The organism is Enterobacter cloacae complex sp. 370H10 (assembly GCF_050031535.1).
Classification (GTDB): Bacteria; Pseudomonadota; Gammaproteobacteria; order Enterobacterales; family Enterobacteriaceae; genus Enterobacter; species Enterobacter intestinihominis.
In genome coordinates, this window is record NZ_JBLGWG010000001.1 from 4,528,750 (window position 1) to 4,551,790 (window position 23,041).

General features: G+C 56.0%; 22 protein-coding genes. 13 read left to right on the top strand and 9 right to left on the bottom strand.

Features of this window, described 5'->3' with window-relative positions; all coding sequences use genetic code 11:
* Window positions 1–206 precede the first annotated feature (206 nt).
* A complete protein-coding gene (gene sstT / locus ACQG2Q_RS22365; RefSeq protein ID WP_023298692.1) occupies window positions 207–1,448 on the top strand; it encodes a serine/threonine transporter SstT in 1,242 nt (413 codons plus the stop codon).
* Window positions 1,449–1,587: 139 nt separating this feature from the next.
* Here the strand turns inward: sstT and ACQG2Q_RS22370 are convergent, their stop codons facing one another.
* Together ACQG2Q_RS22370 and uxaC are read right to left on the bottom strand one after the other, a co-directional pair.
* Complete coding sequence (locus ACQG2Q_RS22370) at window positions 1,588–3,075, bottom strand: UxaA family hydrolase (RefSeq protein ID WP_063149076.1); 1,488 nt, start codon at window positions 3,073–3,075, stop codon at window positions 1,588–1,590.
* A gap of 17 nt (window positions 3,076–3,092) precedes the next feature.
* Window positions 3,093–4,505 carry a glucuronate isomerase gene (gene uxaC / locus ACQG2Q_RS22375; RefSeq protein WP_023307034.1) on the bottom strand — a complete coding sequence of 471 codons (1,413 nt, stop codon included), beginning with the start codon at window positions 4,503–4,505 and terminating at the stop codon, window positions 3,093–3,095.
* A gap of 475 nt (window positions 4,506–4,980) precedes the next feature.
* Here uxaC and ACQG2Q_RS22380 point away from each other — a divergent pair, with 475 nt between their 5' ends.
* The 11 genes from ACQG2Q_RS22380 (at window position 4,981) to ACQG2Q_RS22430 (ending at window position 12,361) form a co-directional block, all read left to right on the top strand.
* Entirely contained in the window at window positions 4,981–6,279 is a 1,299-nt protein-coding gene (locus ACQG2Q_RS22380) for an MFS transporter (RefSeq protein WP_063849797.1), read from the top strand.
* 196 nt (window positions 6,280–6,475) lie between these two features.
* A complete protein-coding gene (exuR, locus tag ACQG2Q_RS22385) occupies window positions 6,476–7,252 on the top strand; it encodes a transcriptional regulator ExuR (RefSeq protein ID WP_023298695.1) in 777 nt (258 codons plus the stop codon).
* Window positions 7,253–7,593: 341 nt separating this feature from the next.
* Window positions 7,594–8,256 (top strand): DedA family general envelope maintenance protein YqjA, encoded by a 663-nt coding sequence (yqjA, locus tag ACQG2Q_RS22390; RefSeq protein ID WP_022649475.1) that lies wholly within the window; start codon window positions 7,594–7,596, stop codon window positions 8,254–8,256.
* A gap of 2 nt (window positions 8,257–8,258) precedes the next feature.
* Window positions 8,259–8,642, top strand: a complete 384-nt coding sequence (gene mzrA / locus ACQG2Q_RS22395) for an EnvZ/OmpR regulon moderator MzrA (RefSeq protein WP_022649476.1) — start codon at window positions 8,259–8,261, stop codon at window positions 8,640–8,642.
* A 143-nt stretch (window positions 8,643–8,785) separates the two neighbouring features.
* Window positions 8,786–9,154: a DUF1090 domain-containing protein gene (locus tag ACQG2Q_RS22400; protein ID WP_017382428.1), complete on the top strand. Its 369-nt coding sequence runs from the start codon at window positions 8,786–8,788 to the stop codon at window positions 9,152–9,154.
* 29 nt (window positions 9,155–9,183) lie between these two features.
* Window positions 9,184–9,489, top strand: coding sequence for a DUF883 family protein (locus ACQG2Q_RS22405; protein ID WP_008503141.1), 306 nt, complete (start codon window positions 9,184–9,186; stop codon window positions 9,487–9,489).
* Between the two features lie 2 nt (window positions 9,490–9,491).
* On the top strand, window positions 9,492–9,890 hold the full coding sequence (locus tag ACQG2Q_RS22410) for a phage holin family protein (protein ID WP_003862647.1): 399 nt from the start codon (window positions 9,492–9,494) through the stop codon (window positions 9,888–9,890).
* Window positions 9,887–10,183: a YqjK-like family protein gene (locus tag ACQG2Q_RS22415; RefSeq protein WP_022649477.1), complete on the top strand. Its 297-nt coding sequence runs from the start codon at window positions 9,887–9,889 to the stop codon at window positions 10,181–10,183. Before ACQG2Q_RS22410 ends, ACQG2Q_RS22415 begins: the two co-directional genes overlap by 4 nt.
* A gap of 254 nt (window positions 10,184–10,437) precedes the next feature.
* On the top strand, window positions 10,438–10,830 hold the full coding sequence (locus ACQG2Q_RS22420; protein WP_063849796.1) for a DoxX family protein: 393 nt from the start codon (window positions 10,438–10,440) through the stop codon (window positions 10,828–10,830).
* Window positions 10,831–10,902: 72 nt separating this feature from the next.
* Complete coding sequence (locus ACQG2Q_RS22425; protein ID WP_023298697.1) at window positions 10,903–11,889, top strand: glutathione S-transferase family protein; 987 nt, start codon at window positions 10,903–10,905, stop codon at window positions 11,887–11,889.
* A 106-nt stretch (window positions 11,890–11,995) separates the two neighbouring features.
* Window positions 11,996–12,361 carry a DUF805 domain-containing protein gene (locus ACQG2Q_RS22430; protein ID WP_022649479.1) on the top strand — a complete coding sequence of 122 codons (366 nt, stop codon included), beginning with the start codon at window positions 11,996–11,998 and terminating at the stop codon, window positions 12,359–12,361.
* Window positions 12,362–12,408: 47 nt separating this feature from the next.
* Here ACQG2Q_RS22430 and yhaJ read toward each other — a convergent pair whose 3' ends face one another.
* Window positions 12,409–13,311: a DNA-binding transcriptional regulator YhaJ gene (gene yhaJ / locus ACQG2Q_RS22435; RefSeq protein WP_022649480.1), complete on the bottom strand. Its 903-nt coding sequence runs from the start codon at window positions 13,309–13,311 to the stop codon at window positions 12,409–12,411.
* A gap of 104 nt (window positions 13,312–13,415) precedes the next feature.
* Between yhaJ and ACQG2Q_RS22440 the strand changes: the two genes are divergently transcribed.
* On the top strand, window positions 13,416–14,117 hold the full coding sequence (locus tag ACQG2Q_RS22440; protein ID WP_022649481.1) for a pirin family protein: 702 nt from the start codon (window positions 13,416–13,418) through the stop codon (window positions 14,115–14,117).
* 93 nt (window positions 14,118–14,210) lie between these two features.
* Here ACQG2Q_RS22440 and ACQG2Q_RS22445 read toward each other — a convergent pair whose 3' ends face one another.
* The 6 genes from ACQG2Q_RS22445 to tdcB all read right to left on the bottom strand — a co-directional run bounded on the left by ACQG2Q_RS22445 (window position 14,211) and on the right by tdcB (window position 23,018).
* A complete protein-coding gene (locus ACQG2Q_RS22445; protein ID WP_058646857.1) occupies window positions 14,211–15,512 on the bottom strand; it encodes a serine dehydratase subunit alpha family protein in 1,302 nt (433 codons plus the stop codon).
* Window positions 15,513–15,532: 20 nt separating this feature from the next.
* Entirely contained in the window at window positions 15,533–16,864 is a 1,332-nt protein-coding gene (locus ACQG2Q_RS22450; RefSeq protein ID WP_022649483.1) for an amino acid permease, read from the bottom strand.
* Between the two features lie 274 nt (window positions 16,865–17,138).
* Entirely contained in the window at window positions 17,139–19,433 is a 2,295-nt protein-coding gene (gene pflB / locus ACQG2Q_RS22455; protein ID WP_032626378.1) for a formate C-acetyltransferase, read from the bottom strand.
* A gap of 15 nt (window positions 19,434–19,448) precedes the next feature.
* A complete protein-coding gene (gene tdcD / locus ACQG2Q_RS22460) occupies window positions 19,449–20,657 on the bottom strand; it encodes a propionate kinase (RefSeq protein WP_032626381.1) in 1,209 nt (402 codons plus the stop codon).
* 30 nt (window positions 20,658–20,687) lie between these two features.
* The gene (gene tdcC, locus ACQG2Q_RS22465; RefSeq protein ID WP_022649486.1) at window positions 20,688–22,019 is read right to left on the bottom strand and encodes a threonine/serine transporter TdcC; all 1,332 of its coding nucleotides are present in this window, start codon (window positions 22,017–22,019) and stop codon (window positions 20,688–20,690) included.
* 9 nt (window positions 22,020–22,028) lie between these two features.
* Complete coding sequence (gene tdcB, locus ACQG2Q_RS22470; protein WP_023298701.1) at window positions 22,029–23,018, bottom strand: bifunctional threonine ammonia-lyase/L-serine ammonia-lyase TdcB; 990 nt, start codon at window positions 23,016–23,018, stop codon at window positions 22,029–22,031.
* Window positions 23,019–23,041: the final 23 nt, after the last annotated feature.

Genomic DNA, 23,041 nt, shown 5'->3' on the forward strand with positions numbered 1-23,041 from the left:
CAGGCCGGGTAAGCGCAGCGCCACCCGGCACTTTCGTTAACCAATAGTTAAAAAACATGACGCAACACGTAAAATCCAGCATTTTACGCTTCCGCCTTTCGCTGCTTTCCCTGATACTCAACCAGGCAAACAAATACTTACATCCGGATACAAATGTGACTTAGAGCACATCCAGGATGGAACGCAATTTCACTCAGGAATAACGTATGAGCACACAATCTAAGGGCCTGCTTGCGCGCCTGGCGCAGGGCAGTCTTGTAAAACAAATTCTGGTCGGGTTGGTACTGGGTATTCTGCTGGCGATGGTGTCAAAACCTGCGGCGGAAGCGACGGGACTGCTCGGCACCCTTTTCGTTGGCGCACTGAAGGCCGTCGCCCCGGTACTGGTGCTGATGCTGGTGATGGCGTCGATTGCCAACCACCAGCACGGACAAAAAACCAACATTCGCCCTATTCTGTTCCTGTATCTGCTGGGAACCTTCTCTGCTGCCTTAACGGCCGTTGTGTTTAGCTTCCTGTTCCCGTCCACGCTGCACCTGACCAGCGCGGCCGGTGATATCACCCCGCCGTCCGGGATTGTGGAAGTCCTTCGCGGCCTGCTGATGAGCATGGTCTCTAACCCCATCACCGCACTGATGAACGGAAACTACATTGGCATCCTGGTCTGGGCGATTGGTCTGGGCTTCGCGCTGCGTCATGGCAACGAGACCACGAAAAACCTGGTTAACGATTTGTCCAATGCAGTGACCTTCATGGTGAAGCTGGTGATTCGCTTTGCACCAGTCGGTATCTTTGGTCTGGTTTCTTCGACGCTGGCCACCACCGGTTTCGACGCACTGTGGGGCTACGCGCAGCTGCTGGTCGTCCTGGTCGGCTGTATGCTGCTGGTGGCGCTGGTGATCAACCCGCTGCTGGTGTTCTGGCAGATCCGCCGCAACCCGTATCCGCTGGTGCTGACCTGCCTGCGCGAGAGCGGCGTGTATGCCTTCTTCACCCGCAGCTCAGCGGCGAACATACCGGTGAACATGGCGCTGGCGGAGAAGCTGAACCTGGACCGCGATACCTATTCGGTGTCGATTCCCCTGGGTGCAACCGTGAACATGGCCGGTGCGGCGATTACCATCACCGTGCTGACGCTGGCGGCGGTGCATACGCTGGGTATTCCGGTAGATCTGCCAACCGCGCTGCTGCTGAGCGTCGTTGCATCACTGTGTGCCTGTGGCGCATCCGGCGTGGCGGGCGGCTCTCTGCTGCTGATCCCGCTGGCCTGTAACATGTTCGGTATTCCGAACGAGATTGCCATGCAGGTTGTCGCGGTCGGTTTCATTATCGGCGTATTGCAGGATTCCTGCGAAACCGCGCTGAACTCCTCTACCGACGTGCTGTTTACCGCCGCAGCCTGTCAGGCGGAAGATGCGCGTTTAGCGAAGAACGCCCTGCGCAGTTAAAAAGAAAAGCCCGGTGGCGGCTACGCCTTACCGGGCCTACAAGGTAAATGCAAAACGGCAACATGTGTTGCCGTTTTTAGTGTTTGCACCCTCTCCCTGTGGGAGAGGGCCGGGGTGAGGGCACCAGCCCGCACCCGACTTATAGCGTCACACCACTCTTAAAGATCGCCAGCTCGCGGAAGTCGTTCTTCTCGTTGCAGGTCTGCCTGCCGCTGGCAAATTCCACAATCGTGTCCACGAATTCGCTCAGCAGCTGCGGCATCGCTTTGCCGTGGATCAGCTGGCCCGCGTCAAAGTCGATCCAGTGCTTTTTCTTCGCCGCCAGTTCGCTGTTAGTGGCGATTTTCACCGTCGGCACAAACCCGCCGTACGGCGTACCGCGCCCGGTACTGAACAGCACCATATGACAGCCCGCGCCTGCCAGCGCACTGGTGGCGACCGCATCGTTGCCCGGTGCGCTGAGCAGGTTCAGGCCGTGCGTTTTTAGCCGTTCACCGTAGCGCAGCACGTCTACCACCTGGCTGGCGCCCGCTTTTTGGGTGCAGCCCAGGGATTTCTCTTCAAGCGTGGTGATCCCGCCCGCTTTGTTACCCGGCGAGGGGTTCTCGTATATCGGCTGGTTATGGGCGATGAAGTACTGTTTGAAGTCGTTGACCATGGTGACGGTCTTCTCAAAGATCTCTTCGTCGCGGCAGTGGCTCATCAGAATGCGCTCTGCGCCGAACATCTCCGGCACTTCGGTCAGCACCGTAGTGCCGCCGTTGGCAATCACGTAATCCGAGAAGCGACCCAGCATTGGGTTAGCGGTAATGCCGGAAAGGCCATCAGATCCGCCGCACTCCAGGCCAAACTTCAGTTCGCTCAGCGTGCCCGGCTCGCGCTTGTCGTGACGCATCACCTCGTACAGCTGATGCAGCTGTTCAACGCCCGCTTCCACTTCGTCGTCCTGGTGCTGACACACCATAAAGTGCACGCGCTCAGGGTCAAATTCGCCCAGCGTGTCGCGGAAGGCGTCGACCTGATTGTTCTCGCAGCCGAGGCCGATCACCAGCACCGCGCCCGCGTTCGGGTGGCGCACCATATTTTGCAGCATGGTGCGGGTATTGATGTGGTCGTCGCCCAGCTGGGAACAACCGTAGGTGTGGCTGAACAGATGCACGCCGTCGGTGCCTTCAGCATCATTAGTCTCTTTCAGGAAACGCGTCTGAATTTGACGCGCGATCCCGTTCACGCAGCCGACAGTCGGGAGGATCCACAGCTCATTGCGGATCCCCACCTCGCCGCTGGCGCGGCGGTAGATCTGTACCTCACGATCGGCCGCCTGTCCTTCTTCTGGCTGGAAGTCAGGTTGATAGCTGTACTCGTCCAGATCGCTGAGATTGGTGCGGGTATTGTGGGAATGAATGTATTCACCCGGCGCAATATCCGCCAGCGCATGACCGATGGGCAAACCGTACTTCACCACGTTCTCCCCTTTCGCAATGGGGATCAGGGCAAACTTATGTCCACGTCCAATGGCCTGGCGTAACGTCACCGACTGGTTGTCGAAGGTCACTTCCGTCCCTTCGGCTAAATCGGCCAGCGCGACGGCAACGTTATCCAGCGAATGGATTTTGATGTATTGCATATCAACCTCAAACGGCCTTAGTTCAGTTCAATGGCGAAGTAGTCACGCGCATTGTTAAAGCAGATGTTTCTCACCATTTCGCCCAGCAGCTGGATATCCGCTGGCGCTTCACCCGCGTGCACCCAGCGGCCAATCATCTGGCACAGAATGCGGCGGAAATATTCATGGCGGGTATAGGAGAGGAAACTGCGGCTGTCGGTCAGCATGCCAACGAAGCGGCTCAACAGGCCGAGCTGCGCCAGCTGTGTCATCTGACGCTCCATGCCGTCTTTTTGATCGTTAAACCACCAGCCGGAACCGAACTGCATCTTGCCCGGCATCCCTTCGCCCTGGAAGTTGCCGATCATGGTGCCCAGTACTTCGTTATCGCGCGGGTTCAGGCAGTAGAGAATGGTTTTCGGCAGCAGGTTTTGCTCGTTCTGTTTGCTCAGCAGTTTTGACAGCTCTTCCGCCAGAGGGCGGTCGTTGATGGAGTCGAAGCCCACGTCCGCGCCCAGCAGTTTAAACTGACGCTGGTTGTTATTACGCAGCGCGCCGATATGGTACTGCTGAACCCAGCCGCGACGGGCATATTCCGCACCGAGGAACACCAGCACCGCGGTTTTGAACTGGGCGACTTCATGCTCGCTCAGGGCTTCGCCGGAGAGACGACGCGCCAGGATGCTGTCCAGCTCGGCTTCGCTGGAATCCGCGAACAGCACCACGTCCAGCGCGTGGTCAGACACTTTACAGCCGTGTGCGGCAAAGTGATCCAGACGTTTGGTCAGCGCGGATTGCAGATCGGCGAAACGACGGATATCGGTATCCGATACTTCCGCCAGCTTCGTCATGTAGTCATTAAAGGTCGGCAACTCAATGTTGAAGGCTTTATCCGGACGCCAGCTTGGCAGCACTTTGATGTCAAAGGTGCTGTCCTTCGCGACAACCGCGTGGTGCTCCAGGGAGTCGATCGGATCGTCGGTTGTGCCCACCATCTTCACGTTCATCTGCTGCATGATGCCGCGCGCCGAGAAGCTATCCTGCGCCAGCAGTTCGTTGCACTGATCCCAGATTTCATCCGCCGTGGCGGGAGAGAGCAGCTTGCCGGTGATGCCAAACGGACGACGCAGTTCGAGGTGCGTCCAGTGGTATAACGGGTTACCGATGGTGTGGGGAACGGTAGCGGCCCAGGCGTCAAACTTCTCGCGATCGGTCGCGTCGCCGGTACACAGGCGCTCGGCCACGCCGTTGGTGCGCATCGCGCGCCATTTATAATGGTCACCCTTCAGCCAGATATCATACAGGTTTTTGAAACGGTAATTTTCGGCAACCTGTTGCGGCGGTAAATGGCAGTGGTAGTCGAAAATCGGCTGATCTTTTGCGTAGTCGTGGTACAGGCGGCGAGCAAATTCGGTATCTAACAGGAAATCTTCGGTCATAAACGGTGTCATTATCGTCTTCCTCATTACGGGAGCGTCAGAAAGCTTATGTTCAGATGCTGCAAAGTTATCACACCAATTTCCAGAGTCCGACGTTTTTTTCGTGAGTTAGATCAATAAACGTCGACAAATAAATTACCCTCAAAGGGGTAAACCTTCTTGCAGACCGCGCCAGATCTGGCTTTGCGCACGCCTCATAATATCCCTACAAAGATTCACTCTTTTGTGATGTCACTCACCTTTTAAAGTTGTATGACAAGTTATCTTTTCGCCGTCGCAAACTATAAGCCGACGGAATGCATTACCGGTGTTTGTTACATCGGATTTAACGGTACGGAAGCCGACTTAGCACGATGACTTATGGCAAGGTTCGGGCCGTTCCGGGACAGGTTCCCGGTTACGCCCCTCCCGTTACAGAACAGCTCCCGGCAACGGTTGAGTTGTTGCCGTGTCCCGACACGGAAATAACATAACGATGAGGTTTTACATGCGTAAAATTAAAGGGTTACGTTGGTACATGATCGCACTGGTGACGCTCGGCACCGTGCTGGGCTACCTGACACGTAACACCGTGGCAGCAGCGGCGCCAACGTTGATGGAAGAGTTACATATCTCCACGCAGCAATACTCTTACATCATTGCGGCTTACTCTGCCGCTTACACCGTAATGCAGCCTGTTGCAGGTTATGTTCTTGATATTCTGGGTACAAAAATTGGTTATGCCTTCTTCGCTGTAGCCTGGGCCGTCTTCTGTGGGGCGACCGCGCTGGCCGGCAGCTGGGGCGGACTGGCGCTGGCGCGTGGTGCGGTAGGTGCTGCCGAAGCGGCGATGATCCCCGCGGGTCTGAAAGCCAGCTCTGAATGGTTCCCGGCAAAAGAGCGTTCAATCGCTGTCGGTTACTTCAACGTGGGCTCCTCCATCGGGGCGATGATTGCTCCGCCACTGGTGGTGTGGGCGATTGTGATGCACAGCTGGCAGATGGCGTTCATCATCTCCGGTGTGCTGAGCTTTGCCTGGGCCATGGCGTGGCTGATCTTCTATAAACACCCGTGCGACCAGAAAAAGCTGTCTGACGAAGAACGTGACTACATTATCAATGGTCAGGAATCTCATCATCAGACCGACAACGGCAAGAAAATGTCCGTCTGGCAGATCCTGGGTACCCGTCAGTTCTGGGGTATCGCCCTGCCACGCTTCCTGGCGGAACCGGCCTGGGGTACGTTCAACGCCTGGATCCCGCTGTTCATGTTCAAAGTCTACGGCTTTAACCTGAAAGAGATCGCGATGTTCGCCTGGATGCCAATGCTGTTTGCAGACCTGGGCTGTATCGTCGGCGGCTACCTGCCACCGCTGTTCCAGCGCTGGTTTGGCGTGAACCTGATTGTGTCCCGTAAGATGGTGGTCACCATGGGCGCCCTGCTGATGATTGGCCCTGGCATGATTGGCCTGTTCACCAGTCCTTACGTGGCTATCGCCCTGCTGTGTATCGGGGGCTTTGCTCACCAGTCTCTGTCTGGCGCGCTGATTACGCTCTCGTCCGACGTGTTTGGTCGTAACGAAGTTGCCACCGCCAACGGTCTGACCGGGATGGCCGCCTGGACCGCAAGTACCCTGTTCGCCCTCGTGGTCGGCGCGCTGGCAGACACCATCGGCTTCAGCCCGCTGTTCGCGGTACTGGCCATCTTCGACCTGCTGGGTGCAGTGGTTATCTGGACGGTGCTGAAGAGTAAATCCGCCGAGGAACTGGCGAAAGAGTCCCTTGGGGGACCGGCGACGCAGAGTTAGCTTGTTGTGCCGGGTGGCGGCTTCGCCTTACCCGGCCTACAACACCCGATAAAACCGTAGGCCGGGTAAGCGTAGCGCCACCCGGCAAAAATGTCGCAAAAGCCGCCTCCGGGCGGCTTTTTTAATGGCGAAATCTGGAGAGTGGCACGCAAAAGTGGTATAACAAATCATTCGCCGTACCCTGCCTGGAGCGCATATGGAAATCACCGAATCACGTCGTTTATATCAACAACTTGCCGCCGAGCTGAAAGATCGCATCGAGCAAGGGGTCTATCTTGTCGGTGATAAACTTCCCGCTGAGCGTTTTATTGCGGATGAAAAAAGCGTCAGCCGTACGGTGGTCCGCGAAGCCATCATCATGCTGGAAGTTGAAGGGTATGTTGAGGTACGCAAAGGTTCCGGTATTCACGTGATTTCCAGCCAGGCGAAACACTCCCCCACGCCGGACGAAAGTCTGGAATTTGCCAGCTACGGTCCGTTTGAGCTTCTCCAGGCTCGCCAGCTGATTGAAAGCAATATCGCAGAATTCGCAGCGACGCAGGTCACCAAGCAGGACATCATGAAGCTGATGGAAATCCAGGATCATGCGCGTAAAGAAAAATGTTTCCGCGATTCCGAATGGGACCTGCAATTCCACGTTCAGGTCGCCCTTGCGACTCAGAACACAGCGCTGGCGGCAATCGTTGAAAAAATGTGGACTCAGCGCGTTCACAACCCGTACTGGAAGAAACTGCACGATCACATTGATTCCCGCACGGTAGATAACTGGTGTGACGACCACGACCAGATTCTTAAGGCCCTGATTCGTAAAGATCCGCATGCGGCGAAACTGGCAATGTGGCAGCATCTGGAGAACACTAAACAGATGCTTTTTAATGAAACGAGTGATGACTTTGAATTTAACGCTGACCGCTATCTTTTTGCTGATAATCCGGTGGTTCACCTCGATACCGCGACCAATGTCGCAAAATAACCTCCTGAACTGCTGGCAGGCGCACCGCCGCGCCTTCCGGCCAGACAGGGTAAGAAAACCTCTATAGTGTCAGCCTTTGTAAAATCTCTCGCTCCCCTCCGTGGCTTACGCCAAAATCGTGTTTCCCCTCAAATTCTGTGACGCAGAACGTCGGGCTTTGTTACAATTGGATTCACTTCGTTATTTTGTAAGTTAGTGCTTGCTAACTAGCCAATTAACAGGGAACAGTGTTGGCCACACATCATTGTGTCCGCGAGCGACCATAATGAAATCATAACAATGTCGCCGTGCTGTTTTCCCGAATGACAGGCGTGACGTTAACCGATTTCCAGGAACACTGAATGGAACTTTTGACCCAACTACTGAACGCCCTCTGGGCTCAGGATTTCGAAACGCTGGCCAACCCGTCCATGATTGGCATGCTCTACTTTGTGTTATTTATGATCCTGTTCCTTGAGAACGGTCTGCTGCCTGCTGCCTTTTTACCGGGCGACAGCCTGCTGGTGCTGGTTGGGGTGCTCTGTGCAAAAGGGGCGATGGCTTTCCCACAAACGGTTCTGCTGTTGACCATTGCCGCCAGCCTGGGTTGCTGGGTGAGTTATATTCAGGGGCGATGGCTGGGCAACACGCGAATCGTTCAGAACTGGCTTTCGCATCTTCCGGCACATTATCACCAGCGAGCGCACCACCTTTTCCATAAGCACGGGCTCTCCGCCTTGCTGATTGGCCGCTTTATCGCATTCGTACGCACCCTGCTGCCGACCATTGCGGGCTTGTCCGGCCTGAGCAGCGCGCGCTTCCAGTTCTTTAACTGGATGAGCGGCCTGCTGTGGGTTCTGATCCTGACCACGCTCGGCTACGCGCTCGGTAAAACGCCGGTCTTTATGAAATATGAAGACCAGCTGATGTCTTGCCTGATGCTGCTGCCCGTCGTCCTGCTGGTGTTTGGCCTGGTCGGTTCACTGGTCGTACTGTGGAAAAAGAAATACGGAGCCAGGGGTTAACGATGGTTATCTCCCCGCTCGCGCTGCGCCGCTTCTCTTACGCCATCGTCGCGCTAATGATGTTCAGCGCTCTCATCCTGCTATGGTCTGCCCTACAGCACCAGGAGTCGACGCTGACTATCCGTCCTGTGAGTCAAGGAACCAGCGTGCCGGATGGTTTTTCCATCTGGCATCATCTGGACGCTAACGGGATCCGCTTTAAGAGCATCACGCCGCAAGACGATGTGCTGCTGATAAAATTTGACTCCAGTGCGCAAAGCGCCGCGGCGAAAGCGGTGCTGGACCGCACGTTGCCGCAGGGTTACATCATCGCGCAACAGGATGATGACAGCCACGTAGCCTCCTGGATGTCACGGTTACGCGACACGTCGCATCGATTTGGCTAACGACTAATATTCCGAATATTTTCACCCACTTTGGTGAAACTCCCGTTTACTTACTATGCTTAAGTACGCGGAGCACCCCTCAGATGTTCTCCGCATAGTTCTGGAACACGGCTTACGCCGTAACACAATGGAAGGTTTCTATAATGAAATACCGCATCACCCTGGCTCTGGCCCTTTTTTCTTTAAGCACAGCTTCCTTCGCTATGTCTCTTTGTCAGGAGAAAGAACAGGATATTCAACGCGAAATCAGTTATGCCGAAAAGCATAACAATCAGCACCGGATCGACGGACTGAAAAAAGCGCTGAGCGAAGTGAAAGACAATTGTACGGACAGCAAGCTGCGTGCCGATCATCAGGAAAAAATCGCTGAACAGAAGGACGAGATAGCCGAGCGCCGTCAAGACCTGCAAGAAGCGAAAGAGAAAGGTGATGCGGAAAAAATTGCCAAGCGCGAGAGGAAGTTGCAAGAGGCGCAGGACGAACTGAAAGCGCTGGAAGCTCGCGATTATTGAGTTAACGGAAATCTCAACAGGAGAGAATCATGTCAAAAGATACAACTTCAGAACATCTGCGCGCTGAGCTGAAATCCCTGGCGGACACCCTGGAAGAGGTGCTGAACTCTTCTGCCGATAAATCGAAAGAAGAAGTCAGCAAACTGCGCAGCAAAGCGGAGCAGGCACTGAAAGAGAGCCGTTACCGTCTGGGTGAAACCGGTGATGCACTGGCGAAACAGACCCGCGAAGCGGCTGCGCGCGCAGACGAATATGTACGTGACAATCCATGGACAGGCGTTGGTATTGGTGCCGCAGTGGGTGTGGTGCTGGGTGTCCTGCTGACGCGTCGTTGATTATGGAAGATCCACGTCACGCACAAGGGCCTGCTAAAAACGTCCTCGGCATCGGCCAGCGTATTCTTACGACGCTGGTCGGGATTGCCGAAACGCGCGTCCGGCTTGCGGTAGTGGAACTGGAAGAGGAGAAAGCCAATCTCTTCCAGATGCTGCTCATGCTTGGGCTTACGATGCTCTTTGCCGCGTTTGGTCTGATGAGCCTGATGGTGTTAATCATCTGGGCTATCGATCCACAGTATCGACTGAACGCGATGATTGCGACTACCGTGGTTCTGCTGGTGGCGGCGCTGATAGGCGGTATCTGGACCCTGCATAAAGCGCGCACGTCGACCTTCCTGCGCCATACGCGCCAGGAGCTGGCCAACGACCGCGCCCTGCTGGAGGATGATAAGTCGTGAGCGACAAAGCCGAACGTCAAAAGCGGAAAGCGTATCTGCTGAGCCAGATCCAGCAGCAGCGGCTGGATCTGTCCGCCAGCCGTCGCGACTGGCTGGAGCTGACCCAGCGTTACGATCGCGGCTGGAATACTCTTCTGAGCCTGCGTTCGTGGGCGCTGGTGGGTAGCAGCGTGATGGCGATCTGGACGATTCGTCATCCAAACATGCTGATTCGCTGGGCACGCCGTGGCTTTGGTGTCTGGAGCGCATGGCGTCTGGTGAAAGCAACGATTCGTCAGCAGCAGCTGCGCTAGCCTTCTCGCCGGGTGGCACTGCGCTTACCCGGCCTACGGTAAAAAAGTAGGCCGGGTAAGGCGTAGCCGTCACCCGGCAAAATCTCTCTATGCTCCCTTACTCAATATCTTTGAAAAAGATTGACAGTTTTCCTTGCTAACAATTGCCATCCGCCCCGTTTACACTCCTCTCCATCGACAGCAAAGACGCGGTATCTACCCGAATTTGCACGCAAATAACGTTTAGCCGCTGATGTGGTTTCCTGGAGAGTAAAATGAAAAAATTAGAAGATGTTGGTGTATTGGTAGCGCGTATTCTGATGCCTGTGCTGTTCATCACCGCAGGCTGGGGCAAAATTACCGGCTATGCGGGCACTCAGCAGTATATGGAAGCGATGGGCGTGCCGGGTTTCCTGCTGCCACTGACCATCCTGCTTGAGTTCGGCGGCGGCCTGGCAGTGCTCTTCGGTTTCCTGACCCGCACCACGGCGCTGTTCACCGCAGGCTTTACCCTGCTGACCGCGCTCATCTTCCACAGCAACTTTGCGGAAGGCGTGAACTCCCTGATGTTCATGAAAAACCTGACCATCGCGGGTGGCTTCCTGCTGCTGGCTATCACGGGTCCGGGCGCCTACAGCATCGACCGTCTTCTGAATAAGAAGTGGTAAGCACGCTATACTGATTAAATTCAAAGCGAGGAGACATCTCCTCGCTTTTGCTATCTGACGGAGGAGTAAAAAATGGGACAACTCGTAGACGGCGTCTGGCAGGATGTCTGGTATGACACCAAATCCACCGGTGGACGCTTTAAGCGCTCTGTTTCGGCCTTCCGTAACTGGCTGACCGCCGACGGCGCACCCGGCCCGAGTGGCGAAGGGGGCTTTGCGGCGGAGAAAGATCGTTATCATCTGTATGTTTCTCTCGCCTGTCCGTGGGCGCACCGCACGCTGATTGTGCGCAAACTTAAAGGTCTCGAATCGCTAATTCCGGTTTCGGTGGTCAACCCGCTGATGCTGGAAAACGGCTGGACGTTCGACAGTGACTTCCCGGCCGCGACGGGTGATGAGCTTTATCATCACGATTTCCTGTATCAGCTCTATCTGCGCGCCGATCCGCACTACACCGGACGCGTAACGGTGCCTGTACTGTGGGACAAGAAAAACCAGACGATCGTCAGCAATGAATCCGCTGAAATCATTCGCATGTTCAATACCGCGTTTGACGCGCACGGCGCCCGCGCCGGGGATTACTATCCGGTTGAGCTGCGCGAGAAAATTGACGAGCTGAACGGCTGGATCTACGACAACGTCAACAACGGCGTCTATAAAGCCGGTTTTGCCACCAGTCAGGAAGCGTACGACGAAGCGGTCGGCAACGTGTTTGGATCCCTGGAACGTCTGGAGCAGATCCTCGGCCAGCATCGTTATTTAGCGGGCGATCGCCTCACCGAAGCAGACATCCGCCTGTGGACGACGCTGATCCGCTTCGATCCGGTGTATGTCACCCACTTTAAGTGCGACAAGCATCGCATCAGCGATTATCTGAACCTGCACGGTTTCCTGCGCGACATCTATCAGATGCCGGGTATTGCGGAGACGGTCAATTTTGACCATATTCGCACCCATTATTTCCGCAGTCATAAGACCATCAACCCAACGGGCATTATCTCCATTGGTCCGTGGCAGGATCTGGATGAACCACACGGGCGCGACGTGCGTTTCGGATAATTATTTAGGGAATCAATTGATTCCCTTTTTTAATTCACGGCATACATCTATCCTTACCTCGATCGCTTAGAAAACAAGTGATTGACTGACTAAGAGGCAAGGAAAAATGGACTGGTATTTAAAAGTACTGCGCAACTACGTTGGATTTGGTGGCCGTGCCCGCCGTAAAGAGTACTGGATGTTCGTTCTGGTGAACTTCGTCCTGATTATGGTGCTGGGTATTGTGGACAAAATCCTCGGCTGGGAACGCGAGGGGGGCGAAGGCATTCTCACCACCATTTATGGTGTGTTGGTTCTGCTGCCTTCATGGGCCGTACTGTTTCGTCGTCTTCACGACACCGATCGTTCGGCGTGGTGGCTGCTGTTGCTGTTGATCCCGCTTATCGGCTGGATCGTGATTTTGATTTTCAACTGTCAGAGCGGAACGCCGGGAGAAAACCGCTTTGGTCCGGATCCGAAGATCTGCGCATAAAAAAAAGCCCGGTGGCGCTTCGCTTACCGGGCCTACAAATTACGATTTTATTTATTATATTGCGTGAAAAGCTTCGGAATTTCGCGTAAACACCATGATTTGGCTTCGCCCATGCTGTCACGACGCCACGCCATAATAATATCCACTTCGCTGGTGTATTCCGGGCTGACAACGCGCAGCCGTCCCTCTGCAATGTCCTTTTCGACGAACGGATACGGCATGGTCGCCACGCCCAGCCCCGCCAGCAGCGCCTGACGCTTATCTTCCAGCGACGTCACCGTCAGACGCGGCTGTTTATCCAGCAACTGCACCGTTAACACCGGGCGCTCTCGCGCGGTATCCGCCACCGCCACGCCGCGGTATTTCACGCGCGTGACCTCAGAGAGCGGTTCCGGCTCCTGATGGATCGGGTGACCCGGCGCAGCGACGTAGACGTTCATCACGCTGTACAGTTTGCGCGAGTTAATTTCTGACGATGAGCGGAAATGCATATCCGGCGCAATGACGATATCCGCCCTGCCCGTCTCAAGACGCTCCCACGCCCCGGCCAGTACCTCGGTGATGATCGACAGCTGGGTATTGGCTTTCGCGGCCAGTCTGTCCACCAGCGGGAACAGCGCCTCGGTGGGCACCAGCGCTTCGGTCACTAACGTCAGATGGGTTTCCCAGCCGCGGGCCAGCGCTTCGGCATCGGTCGTCAGTTTATCCGCCGCTTCCAGCAATACGCGGCCGCGCTCCAGCAGCATCCGCCCAACGTTGGTGAATTTTGTTCGATGACCAGAGCGATCGAAGAGCACAACATCCAGCTCCTCCTCCAGCTTTTGCATGGTATAGCTCAGCGCAGACGGAACGCGCCCCAGTTCATCTGCCGCCGCGGCAAAACTGCCGCGCCTGTCAATCGCGTCCATGACGCGAAGCGCCTCAAGCGTCAATGCTCTCTCTTTAGCCATCTCGTTCTCATTCAGGAAATTTGAACATACCGGGCAGAATATCTGGCTAACAATGCAGCGTCCATACCTTTACCATTGATTTAGTGTAAAGAGAGGTCAAGTTTATGATTACGACAAGAACAGCGAAACAGTGCGGACAAGCCGATTTCGGTTGGTTGCAGGCCCGCTACACCTTTTCCTTTGGACACTACTTTGACCCTAAACTTCTCGGTTACGCTTCACTGCGCGTATTGAACCAGGAAGTGCTCGCCCCGGGCGCGTCCTTCCAGCCGCGCACGTACCCGAAAGTCGATATCCTGAACCTGATCCTGGAAGGCGAGGCAGAATACCGCGATAGCGAGGGCAATCATGTCCAGGCGAAGGCTGGCGAGGCGCTGTTAATTTCCACGCAGCCGGGTATTAGCTATAGCGAGCATAACCTCAGCAAAGACAAAACGCTGACCCGCATGCAGCTGTGGCTGGATGCCTGTCCGGAGCGGGAAAATCCGCTGGTGCAAAAAATCGATCTGAAGGGCGATAAACAGCAGCTGATTGCCTCGCCAGACGGCAGCAAAGGCAGCCTGCAGTTACGCCAGCAGGTGTGGCTGCACCATATCGAGCTGAAAAAAGGTGAACAGGCAAGCTTCCAGCTTCATGGTCCGCGCGCCTATCTGCAGTCCATTCACGGTACGGTGCATGCGGTGACGCACGCGGAAGAGAAAGAGGCGCTCACCTGCGGCGACGGCGCGTTTATTCGTGATGAAGCGAATATCACCCTGGTGGCGGATACGCCGCTGCGCGCGCTGCTGATTGATTTGCCGGTTTAACCCCCCCTCACCCTAGCCCTCTCCCCATAGGGGAGAGGGAACGATCGAGCCCCTCGCCCCTATGGGGAGAGGGATTGGGGTGATGGGAAATTTTTACACCTTACTCGCCATAATCTCAATAATCTGCCGGTCCGTTGCCTGCATCGAGCGGCACGCCAGCGCGCACAGGTTCGCGATCGACTGCTCCACGTCGTGCGCCACAATCCCCTCATTACCCGTCACGGCAGTATCATCCAACGCCATCATCACGGCTTTCCAGGCGCTGGTGACGCTGGTCGAGACCTTCATTGCGCAACTGTTAGACGCCCCGTCACAGATCATCCCGCTGACGTCGCCGATCATACTGCCGATCGCCATGGCAATAGTCTGGTAAGATCCGCCCATCAGCCACGCCATCCCCGCCGCAGCCCCCATTCCGGCTGTTGTCGCCGCACACAGCGCGGACAAGCGCGGAAGCTGGTAATGGATATAGATCGCCGACAGGTGCGAGAGCATCAGCGCCCGCGCCAGCCGTTCGTCATCGGCCTGAACGTGCTCAGCCACCACCACCACCGGCATGGTGGCGGTGATGCCCTGATTCCCGGAACCCGAGTTGCTCATCGCCGGCAGCGTCGCGCCCCCCATGCGGGCATCCGAAGCTGCGCTGGTGCGGATAACAATGTCTGAACCCAGATCCTGCGCCATCCATCCGCGTGTGCGCTGTTTATTGAGCGTCGCACCAATATGCAACCCCCAGTTGCCACGTAAACCTTCGCGGGAGAGCGCATCGTTCAGCCGTCCCGCATCGAGGATAAAGCGGATCGCGTCGAACGGCACCTGTTCCACAAACTCAAGGATCTGCGACAGCGTGGTGGTCGAGAGCACCTCCAGCGGATCGTCGCTGTTCTGGCTCTGATTATCGTCAAGCCTGAAGCGCGTTTCGCCCTGACACACCATCTCCACCACACGGGTGTGCCCGCCGGCGATGGTCACCATCGCCGAGGATTCACCGACGTAAACGCAGGCACGTGAATAGAGGATCTCATCGCACGGCTCCTGCAATTTTACCTGCACCAGACCCGCGTTCAGCAGTGCTTTGGCGCGCGTTAGCGCCTCGGACGACGCGTCTTTCAACACCTCCAGTCCGGCATGCGCGTTACCGCCTGTCGCCCCCAGCGCGGCCGCGATGGGTAAACCGACCATACCGGTACCGGGCACCGTTACGCCAAGCCCGTTTTTCATCAGGTTCGGCGATACCCACGCCTCGATACGCGTCACCTCACCGTCAAGCTGTCCGGCAGCCATCGCGCACGCCAGCGCCAGCGAGACGGGTTCGGTACAGCCCAGCGCAGGCTTTACCTCTTCCTGCACCGCGCGAATAAAATGGTTCCATAAAGGATTAATTTGCTCAGACATCGTTACGACCTTATTTAACCTCATGAGAAGGCGAGGAAAGGAGAAACACAAAGCAGCAGCCCGGTAATCACAATAATCACCAGCGATACGCCTTTATATTTATGAAGTGCGGGCACTTTGTAGACCAGCCACGCCGGAATTAAGCAGCCCACCATCCCGAAAATAGGGCTACAGATGGAAGTGAAGCTCAGCACCGGCGCGTTTAACACAATCGCGCTCCAGGCCAGCAGGATGGCGAACAGCATAATCCCGCGCTGGACGGCATTTTCATTGATTTTCTCCGCCGGCATTTTGCGGCGCAGGATGTTCATCACAATGCCCTGCGTCGCCTCACGAAAGCCGAGATAGACGCCAAAGAACGCGGTCATCACAGCGAAAATATTGAGGATTACGCTGACAATTTTGACCCAGCCCGCGCCGTCACCGCTGATAAACTGTGCTGCGATTGCCAGGGCGGAAATATTCTGCTCGTAGGCTTTTACCGCCTCGTCGTGCCCCATCGCCAGGGTGAAGGAGACAGCGTAGAAAAAGACCGTCACAAACAGCACGCCAAAGGCGATATTCATTGCCCGCAGCGCTTTATGACGCGCCACCTCAACGGATTTTTCCCGTGAACGATAGGAAATCACCATCGGGCTTAATGTCTGAATAAACAGAATGGAGGTTAAGGTGAAAGGCAGCGTAATAATGGCGTTTTTAATCAGCAGCCCCATTGGCGGCAGCATGCCGACGTTGGCTAAATGCCAGAGGCCAATCATCGAAAGCCCCAGCGCCGCCACCACAAATAATTTGGTCAGCACCATCAGGCTGGAGACTTTAAACAGCAGCTTTTCACCGCGCGACGAAATGGCGACCAGAATGCAGATCAGGAATAAGCCGTAGAACGGATTTTCCGACAGCAAACCGTCGGTTACGCCGAAGGTGTGTAAATAGGATGCGCTGTCGTTGGTAATGGCCGTCGAATAGACAAACATCCAGATCACCAGCATCACGAAATAAAGTGCACCCAATAAGATGCCCCAGTTTTTGCCTAAATATCCGCTAATAACGCTCGGATAGTCTTTACATTCCGGTGATTCCGCCAGCGTATTAATAAACAGGCGCTGGAACAGGTACATGGCCGGATAACCAATTATCGACGAGAGTAAAAATACCCATAGCCCCATTAATCCAACCTGCACCGGAAGAAAAACAATGCCCGCGCCGATAGCCATCCCAATACTCATGATGACCCAGCCCGTATCGGTGCTGTCGAATTTAATCGCCTCTCGCCATTCGCTTTCGCTCATTCCCGCCCGCCTTGCCGCAGGGGAATCACTCACAATCACACTGCTGTTTGTTGCCATATTCATTGGGCACTCGCTTATTTTGTAGGGTAACGATTTGTTTTTATAAGGTTCCGATCGCCAGCGATTGCGAGTCAGAGGGTGCAGGTGTGAGTTATTGGTATGGGGAGATCATATCCGGAGCGCGGGAGAAAAAAGTCACAACTTTTATAGGGATTTCCTTAGGCGAGAGGAAAATATTACTTCGGGATAGCAGAAAAGAGAGCGAGTTTTCTAAAATTGACGGTGTTCACAAAATTAAAAGCCTCCTCATCTGAGGAGGCTGAAGATGGAGCCTGTGTTAGATCGCCTGCGTAAACGTCCTCGAAATCACGTCCTGCTGCTGCTCGCGCGTCAGAGCGTTAAACCGCACCGCATAGCCTGAAACGCGGATCGTCAGGTTCGGATAGTTCTCCGGATGGGCGATGGCATCCAGCAGCATCTCCCGGTTCATCACGTTGACGTTCAGGTGCTGCCCGCCCTCAATGGTCGCTTCGTGGTGGAAGTACCCGTCCAGCAGCCCGACAAGGTTGGTTTTGCGCACCAGCTCGTCCTTGCCCAGTGCCTGCGGCACGATGGAGAAGGTGTAGGAGATCCCGTCTTTGGCATAGGTGAACGGCAGCTTGGCGACCGAGGTCAACGACGCCACCGCTCCTTTTCTGTCGCGCCCGTGCATCGGGTTGGCGCCAGGCGCAAACGGTGTACCGCCGCGACGTCCGTCCGGCGTGTTGCCGGTCTTCTGCCCGTAAACCACATTGGAGGTGATGGTCAGGATCGACTGTGTCGGCACGGCGTTGCGGTACGTCGGCAGCGCCTGGATTTTCTTCATAAAGCGCTCAACCAGATCGCAGGCGATACTGTCCACGCGATCGTCGTTGTTGCCGTATTGCGGATAGTCGCCTTCGATGACGAAATCGACCGCCAGACCGGTGTGGTCGCGCACCGGTTTTACCGTGGCGTACTTGATGGCCGACAGGGAATCCGCCGCCACCGACAGCCCGGCAATGCCACAGGCCATGGTGCGGTAAACGTCCCGGTCGTGCAACGCCATCAGCGAGGCTTCGTAGCTGTATTTATCATGCATGTAGTGAATGAGATTCAGCGCACTGATGTACTGCACTGCCAGCCAGTCCATGAAGTGATCGAGGCTCGCCATTACGGTGTCGTAATCCAGTACCTCATCCAGCAGCGGCTCGGTTTTCGGCCCCACCTGGATCTTCAGCTTCTCATCCACCCCGCCGTTAATCGCGTACAGCAGCGTTTTCGCCAGGTTGGCGCGTGCGCCGAAGAACTGCATCTGCTTGCCGATCACCATCGGACTGACGCAGCAGGCAATGGCGTAGTCGTCGCTGTTGAAGTCGGCACGCATCAGATCGTCGTTCTCGTATTGCAGCGAGGAGGTGACGATCGAGACCTGCGCGGCGTATTTCTTGAACGCGATCGGCAGCTGTTCGGACCAGAGGATCGTCAGGTTTGGCTCCGGCGCAGGCCCCATGGTGTGCAGGGTATGCAGATAGCGGAAGCTGTTTTTGGTCACCAGCGTACGGCCATCCAGCCCCATGCCGCCAATCACTTCCGTGGCCCAGATCGGATCGCCGGAGAAGAGCGTGTCGAACTCCGGCGTGCGCAGGAAGCGCACCATGCGGATCTTCATGATGAAGTGGTCGATCAGCTCCTGGGCCTGCACCTCGTTCAGCCTTCCTGCCTGCATGTCGCGTTCAATGTAGATATCGAGGAACGAGGCCGTGCGCCCCAGCGACATCGCCCCGCCGTTCTGGGATTTCACTGCGGCAAGGTAGGCAAAGTAGACCCACTGCACCGCTTCCTGCGCATTCATCGCCGGACGTGAAATATCAAAGCCATAGTTCGCCGCCATCTGCTGGATCTGGAGCAACGCACGTTTATGCTCCGCCAGCTCCTCGCGCAGGCGGATCGTGGCCTCCAGATCGTCTCCGCGCTCCAGTTTCCCCTGGAGATCGGCGAACTGAAGTTCCCGCTCGCGCACCAGATAGCTGATGCCATACAGCGCCACGCGGCGGTAGTCGCCGATGATGCGTCCACGCCCGTAGCCGTCCGGCAGACCGGTGAGCACGCCGGATTTTCGGCAGCGCATCATCTCCGGGGAATAAACGTCAAATACGCCCTGGTTGTGGGTTTTGCGCAGGTCGGTGAAGAGATATTCAAACTGCGGATCCATCTCGCGACCGTAGGCTTCGAATGAGCTGCGGATCATATTGATTCCGCCGTACGGATGCAGGGCCCGCTTGAGCGGCTTGTCGGTTTGCAGGCCGACGATCGTCTCCAGCTCCTGGTCAATATAGCCCGGCCCGTGCGCGGTAATGGTGGTGGCGATGTTGGTGTCAAAATCCACCGGAGCGTGAGTAGCATTCTCCTGGCGAATGCCGACCATCACCTTCTGCCACAGCGCCGTCGTTGCTGGCGTCGCCTGCGCGAGGAAAGCTTCATCGCCTTCATAAGGGGTGTAGTTATGCTGAATAAAATCGCGCACGTTAACGGCGTTTTTCCATTCTTCACCGCGAAACCCGGCCCATGCGTCGCTGTAAGGCGCGACGCCCGTATCGATTGTTACTTTCATCAGATTCTCGCTTTATCAGGCGTAAGCCGCAGCCGGGGTGACCTTCCCAAGACGGAGGGCGTCCAGCGCGATCATTTTTTCTTCATTGGTAGGGATCACCGCGCAGGCCGCGCGGGACGACTCGGTGGAGATCACGCCCTCACCCGCGCTGCCCGGCAGGGCATTTTTGGACTCGTCGAGGATGATGCCAAACACCTTCAGGTGCTCCACCACCAGCGCGCGGATAAGCACGGAGTTCTCACCGATCCCGCCGGTAAACACCACGCCATCCAGACGGTGCAGGGATGCGGCATGACCGGCGATATGCCGCGCTATGCGGTGGACAAAGGTCTTTATCGCCAGCCGCGCCCGCTCGTTGCCGTCATGCCAGGCTTTCTCCAGCACGCGCAAATCGGAGGAGATGCCGGAGATCCCCAGCAGCCCGGACTCTTTGTTGACCACGCGCTCCAGATCCTCGAACGTCTGGCCGGTCTGCCGGGCAATCCACGCCATCGCGCCAAAATCTACGTCGCCACAGCGCGTGCCCATCACCAGTCCTTCAAGCGGCGTCATCCCCATGGACGTGTCCACGCTTCTGCCGTTACGCACCGCGCAAATGGACGCCCCGTTGCCGAGATGGGCAATCACCAGGCCGCTGTCTTCGGCGGAGAGCCCGAGAAGCGCGTGCGCCTGCGCCGCCACGTAGCGGTGAGAGGTACCGTGGAAGCCGTAGCGGCGCACGCCCAGCTCTTCAAAATAGCGGTACGGCAAGCCGTACAGATACGCCTGCGGCGCCATGGTCTGGTGGAAGCTGGTATCAAATACCGCCACCTGCTGCACCCCGGGGAAGAGTCGCTCTGCGGCTTCCACGCCGCTCAGGTTAGCGTAGTTATGCAGCGGCGCCAGCGGGGAGACCTGGCGGATCTGCTCCATCACCTCTTCCGTGATCAGGGTCGACTCGCTGAAGAGATCGCCGCCGTGGGCAATGCGATGGCCAATCAAAGCCACGCTGCCCATCAGGTCGCGCTTCTCCAGCTCCAGGGCGATGGCGGCCAGCGCCCCTTCGTAGTCCTGATGAGCCAGTCTGACTGGCTCACCCCCATTCACGGAAATAAAGGCTTTTTCTGTGTTGATGCCGTCCGCAATGCCCGTCAGCAGGGCATCGCAGCCTGCGGCGTCCAGCACCGAAAACTTAACAGAGGACGATCCGCAGTTAATGACCAGTACTACCGGAAACTCAATCATGGTATGGCTCCGCTCTTCCTGAGCTTTGGTTTAAAACAGTTTGTACACGATGTTCAGAATGGTCAGCAGGCCGACCACGGTGACGAAGATGTTCTCGGTCCGGCCTTTGTATTTCGCCAGCGCCGGTGCTTTGCGGATGGCGTACATCGGCAGCAGGCACAGCAGAGAGGCGATAATTGGCGCGCCCATGGCTTCAATAAGGTCCAGAATGTTCGGGTTGGCATAGGCCACAATCCAGGTGGAGCCCATGATGAAGACCATGCTGATGGTGTTCAGCTTGCCCACGGAGACGTTCTTCTTGTCGCCCTTGTAGCCGAACTTAACGATCAGGCCGTTCAGCCCCTCCAGCGTGCCCAGGTAGTGACCGAAGAAGGATTTAAAGATAGCGACCAGCGCGATGATGGACGCGCCGTACTCCAGCACCGTGGCGAACGTGGATTTACTGCCTGACATCGACGCAAAGTGGTTCGCCAGGTAAGAGAGCACCGGAATGTTCTGCGCTTTGGCGTCCGCCATGTTCTGCGGAGAGAGCGTAAACAGGCAGCTAAAGGCGAAGAACATCACCACCGCCACCATCAGCAGGCTGGCGCGACCGATGATTTTGGAACATTTCTGCTCGGTGAATTCTTTACCAAACTCCGGCTCGTACTCTTCGCGCTTGGAGACCACAAACGAGGAGACGATAGGCGAGAAGTTGAAGGAGAAGACCATAATGGAAATCCCCAGCCACACCGTGACAAGAATGCCGTCATGACCGGTGAAGGCGATATCGCTCAGGTTAACCTGGTCGATCACCGCTGAGTTCCAGTACGGGATCAGCGAGAGAGAAATCAGCACCAGGCTGGCGATGAACGGGAACACCAGGTAGCTCATCACCTTCACCATCAGGTCTTTACCGAACCAGATCACAAAGGCCATCAGCAGCAGCAGGAACAGCGCTACCACGCCGCGGTTCAGGGCAGGCATCTGGAGCTGGTTTTCCCAGAAGGTCATAAAGGTGTTGGTAATGGTGACGCCGTAAATCCACAGCAGCGGGCAAATGGCAAAGAAGTAGAGGAAGGTGATCACCACCCCGCCGGTCTTACCAAAATGCTCTTCCACCGTTTCGGTGATGTTGCCGGAGACGTTACTGCCGGACAAACACAGACGCGCCAGCGCGCGGTGGCAGTAAAAGGCAATGGGGAACGCCAGAACCAGCATCAGCAGAATAGGGATCAGGCCACCAAAGCCTGCGCGGATGGGGAAGAACAGCACGCCAGCGCCAATGGCGGTACCAAACAGGCCGAGCGTCCAGGTGGTATCCGATTTACGCCAGGAGGACGTTTTTGTCTGGCCAACGATAATGCTTTCTGTGTTGCTCATAGGTCACCTTTATGCGTCAACGAAGCCGGTAATTTGGGAAACACGGGAGAGATCAATATTGCCACCGGAAATAATGCAGACGGTTTTACGGCCCTGAATATAGTGGTCCAGCTTGCCGCTTAATAACGCCGCGCACGCCAGCGCGCCAGCACCTTCCGTAACCACTTTATTTCGCTGAATAAGCGCGATCATGCTGTTGCGAATCTCGTCTTCGCTGACCAGCACAATGTCGTCAACCAGTTCACGAACGATTTCGAAGGTTAAATTACCCGGGCGAGACACGTCGCAGCCGTCCGCTAATGTGCCGGTAATGCGGTGGTTCGTTATTTCACCGGTCTGATACGACGCCGCCATTCCGTGCACGTTTTCAGACTGCACGCCGATAATATTGATAGTTGGGTTGATGGATTTAATTGCTGTCGCAATACCGGCAATTAAACCACCACCGCCGATGGGAACAATCACGTTATCCACGTCGTATAAATCTTCGAGGATTTCCAGGCCGATGGTGCCCTGACCGGCGATCACTTTCGGATCGTCGTAAGGCGGGATAAAAATGCGCCCTTCCATCTCGACGATTTCGCTCACTTTGGCGATAGTGTCGTTAAAGTTCTCGCCATGCAGCACTACTTCGGCGGAGTAGTCGCGCGTGGCGGCCACCTTGGATTTCGGCGCGCCCATAGGCATTACTACTTTGCCGTCGATGCCAAGCATGGCGCAGGAGAGCGACACCCCCTGCGCGTGGTTCCCTGCGGAACAGGCAACCACGCCCTTGCGTTTTTCCGCATCGGTCAGCGAGCTTAATTTATTAAACGCCCCACGTATTTTAAACGAACCGGTACGCTGCATATTTTCAAATTTCAGGAATATCTCACCCTTACACCGTTCGCTCAGATAATTTGAGCGCGGCATACCGGTTTTATAGATCTTTCCCGCCAGTCTTTTTCTGGCGTCCTGAATATCGTCAATGGTCACCGGGAGATCGTAAGTAATGTGCATAATATCCTCGTTATAATAATTCA

Bases quoted from the DNA above. Each gene is read 5' to 3' on its own strand.
- ACQG2Q_RS22425 (WP_023298697.1), top strand. From the start codon at position 10,903: ATGGGACAACTCGTAGACGGCGTCTGGCAGGATGTCTGGTATGACACC.
- tdcB (WP_023298701.1), bottom strand. From the start codon at position 23,018: ATGCACATTACTTACGATCTCCCGGTGACCATTGACGATATTCAGGAC.
- yhaJ (WP_022649480.1), bottom strand. From the start codon at position 13,311: ATGGCTAAAGAGAGAGCATTGACGCTTGAGGCGCTTCGCGTCATGGAC.
- ACQG2Q_RS22370 (WP_063149076.1), bottom strand. From the start codon at position 3,075: ATGCAATACATCAAAATCCATTCGCTGGATAACGTTGCCGTCGCGCTG.
- ACQG2Q_RS22410 (WP_003862647.1), top strand. From the start codon at position 9,492: ATGGAAGATCCACGTCACGCACAAGGGCCTGCTAAAAACGTCCTCGGC.
- exuR (WP_023298695.1), top strand. From the start codon at position 6,476: ATGGAAATCACCGAATCACGTCGTTTATATCAACAACTTGCCGCCGAG.
- ACQG2Q_RS22430 (WP_022649479.1), top strand. From the start codon at position 11,996: ATGGACTGGTATTTAAAAGTACTGCGCAACTACGTTGGATTTGGTGGC.
- mzrA (WP_022649476.1), top strand. From the start codon at position 8,259: ATGGTTATCTCCCCGCTCGCGCTGCGCCGCTTCTCTTACGCCATCGTC.
- tdcC (WP_022649486.1), bottom strand. From the start codon at position 22,019: ATGAGCAACACAGAAAGCATTATCGTTGGCCAGACAAAAACGTCCTCC.
- ACQG2Q_RS22400 (WP_017382428.1), top strand. From the start codon at position 8,786: ATGAAATACCGCATCACCCTGGCTCTGGCCCTTTTTTCTTTAAGCACA.
- ACQG2Q_RS22420 (WP_063849796.1), top strand. From the start codon at position 10,438: ATGAAAAAATTAGAAGATGTTGGTGTATTGGTAGCGCGTATTCTGATG.
- sstT (WP_023298692.1), top strand. From the start codon at position 207: ATGAGCACACAATCTAAGGGCCTGCTTGCGCGCCTGGCGCAGGGCAGT.
- pflB (WP_032626378.1), bottom strand. From the start codon at position 19,433: ATGAAAGTAACAATCGATACGGGCGTCGCGCCTTACAGCGACGCATGG.
- yqjA (WP_022649475.1), top strand. From the start codon at position 7,594: ATGGAACTTTTGACCCAACTACTGAACGCCCTCTGGGCTCAGGATTTC.
- ACQG2Q_RS22380 (WP_063849797.1), top strand. From the start codon at position 4,981: ATGCGTAAAATTAAAGGGTTACGTTGGTACATGATCGCACTGGTGACG.
- tdcD (WP_032626381.1), bottom strand. From the start codon at position 20,657: ATGATTGAGTTTCCGGTAGTACTGGTCATTAACTGCGGATCGTCCTCT.
- ACQG2Q_RS22405 (WP_008503141.1), top strand. From the start codon at position 9,184: ATGTCAAAAGATACAACTTCAGAACATCTGCGCGCTGAGCTGAAATCC.
- ACQG2Q_RS22440 (WP_022649481.1), top strand. From the start codon at position 13,416: ATGATTACGACAAGAACAGCGAAACAGTGCGGACAAGCCGATTTCGGT.
- uxaC (WP_023307034.1), bottom strand. From the start codon at position 4,505: ATGACACCGTTTATGACCGAAGATTTCCTGTTAGATACCGAATTTGCT.
- ACQG2Q_RS22450 (WP_022649483.1), bottom strand. From the start codon at position 16,864: ATGAATATGGCAACAAACAGCAGTGTGATTGTGAGTGATTCCCCTGCG.
- ACQG2Q_RS22445 (WP_058646857.1), bottom strand. From the start codon at position 15,512: ATGTCTGAGCAAATTAATCCTTTATGGAACCATTTTATTCGCGCGGTG.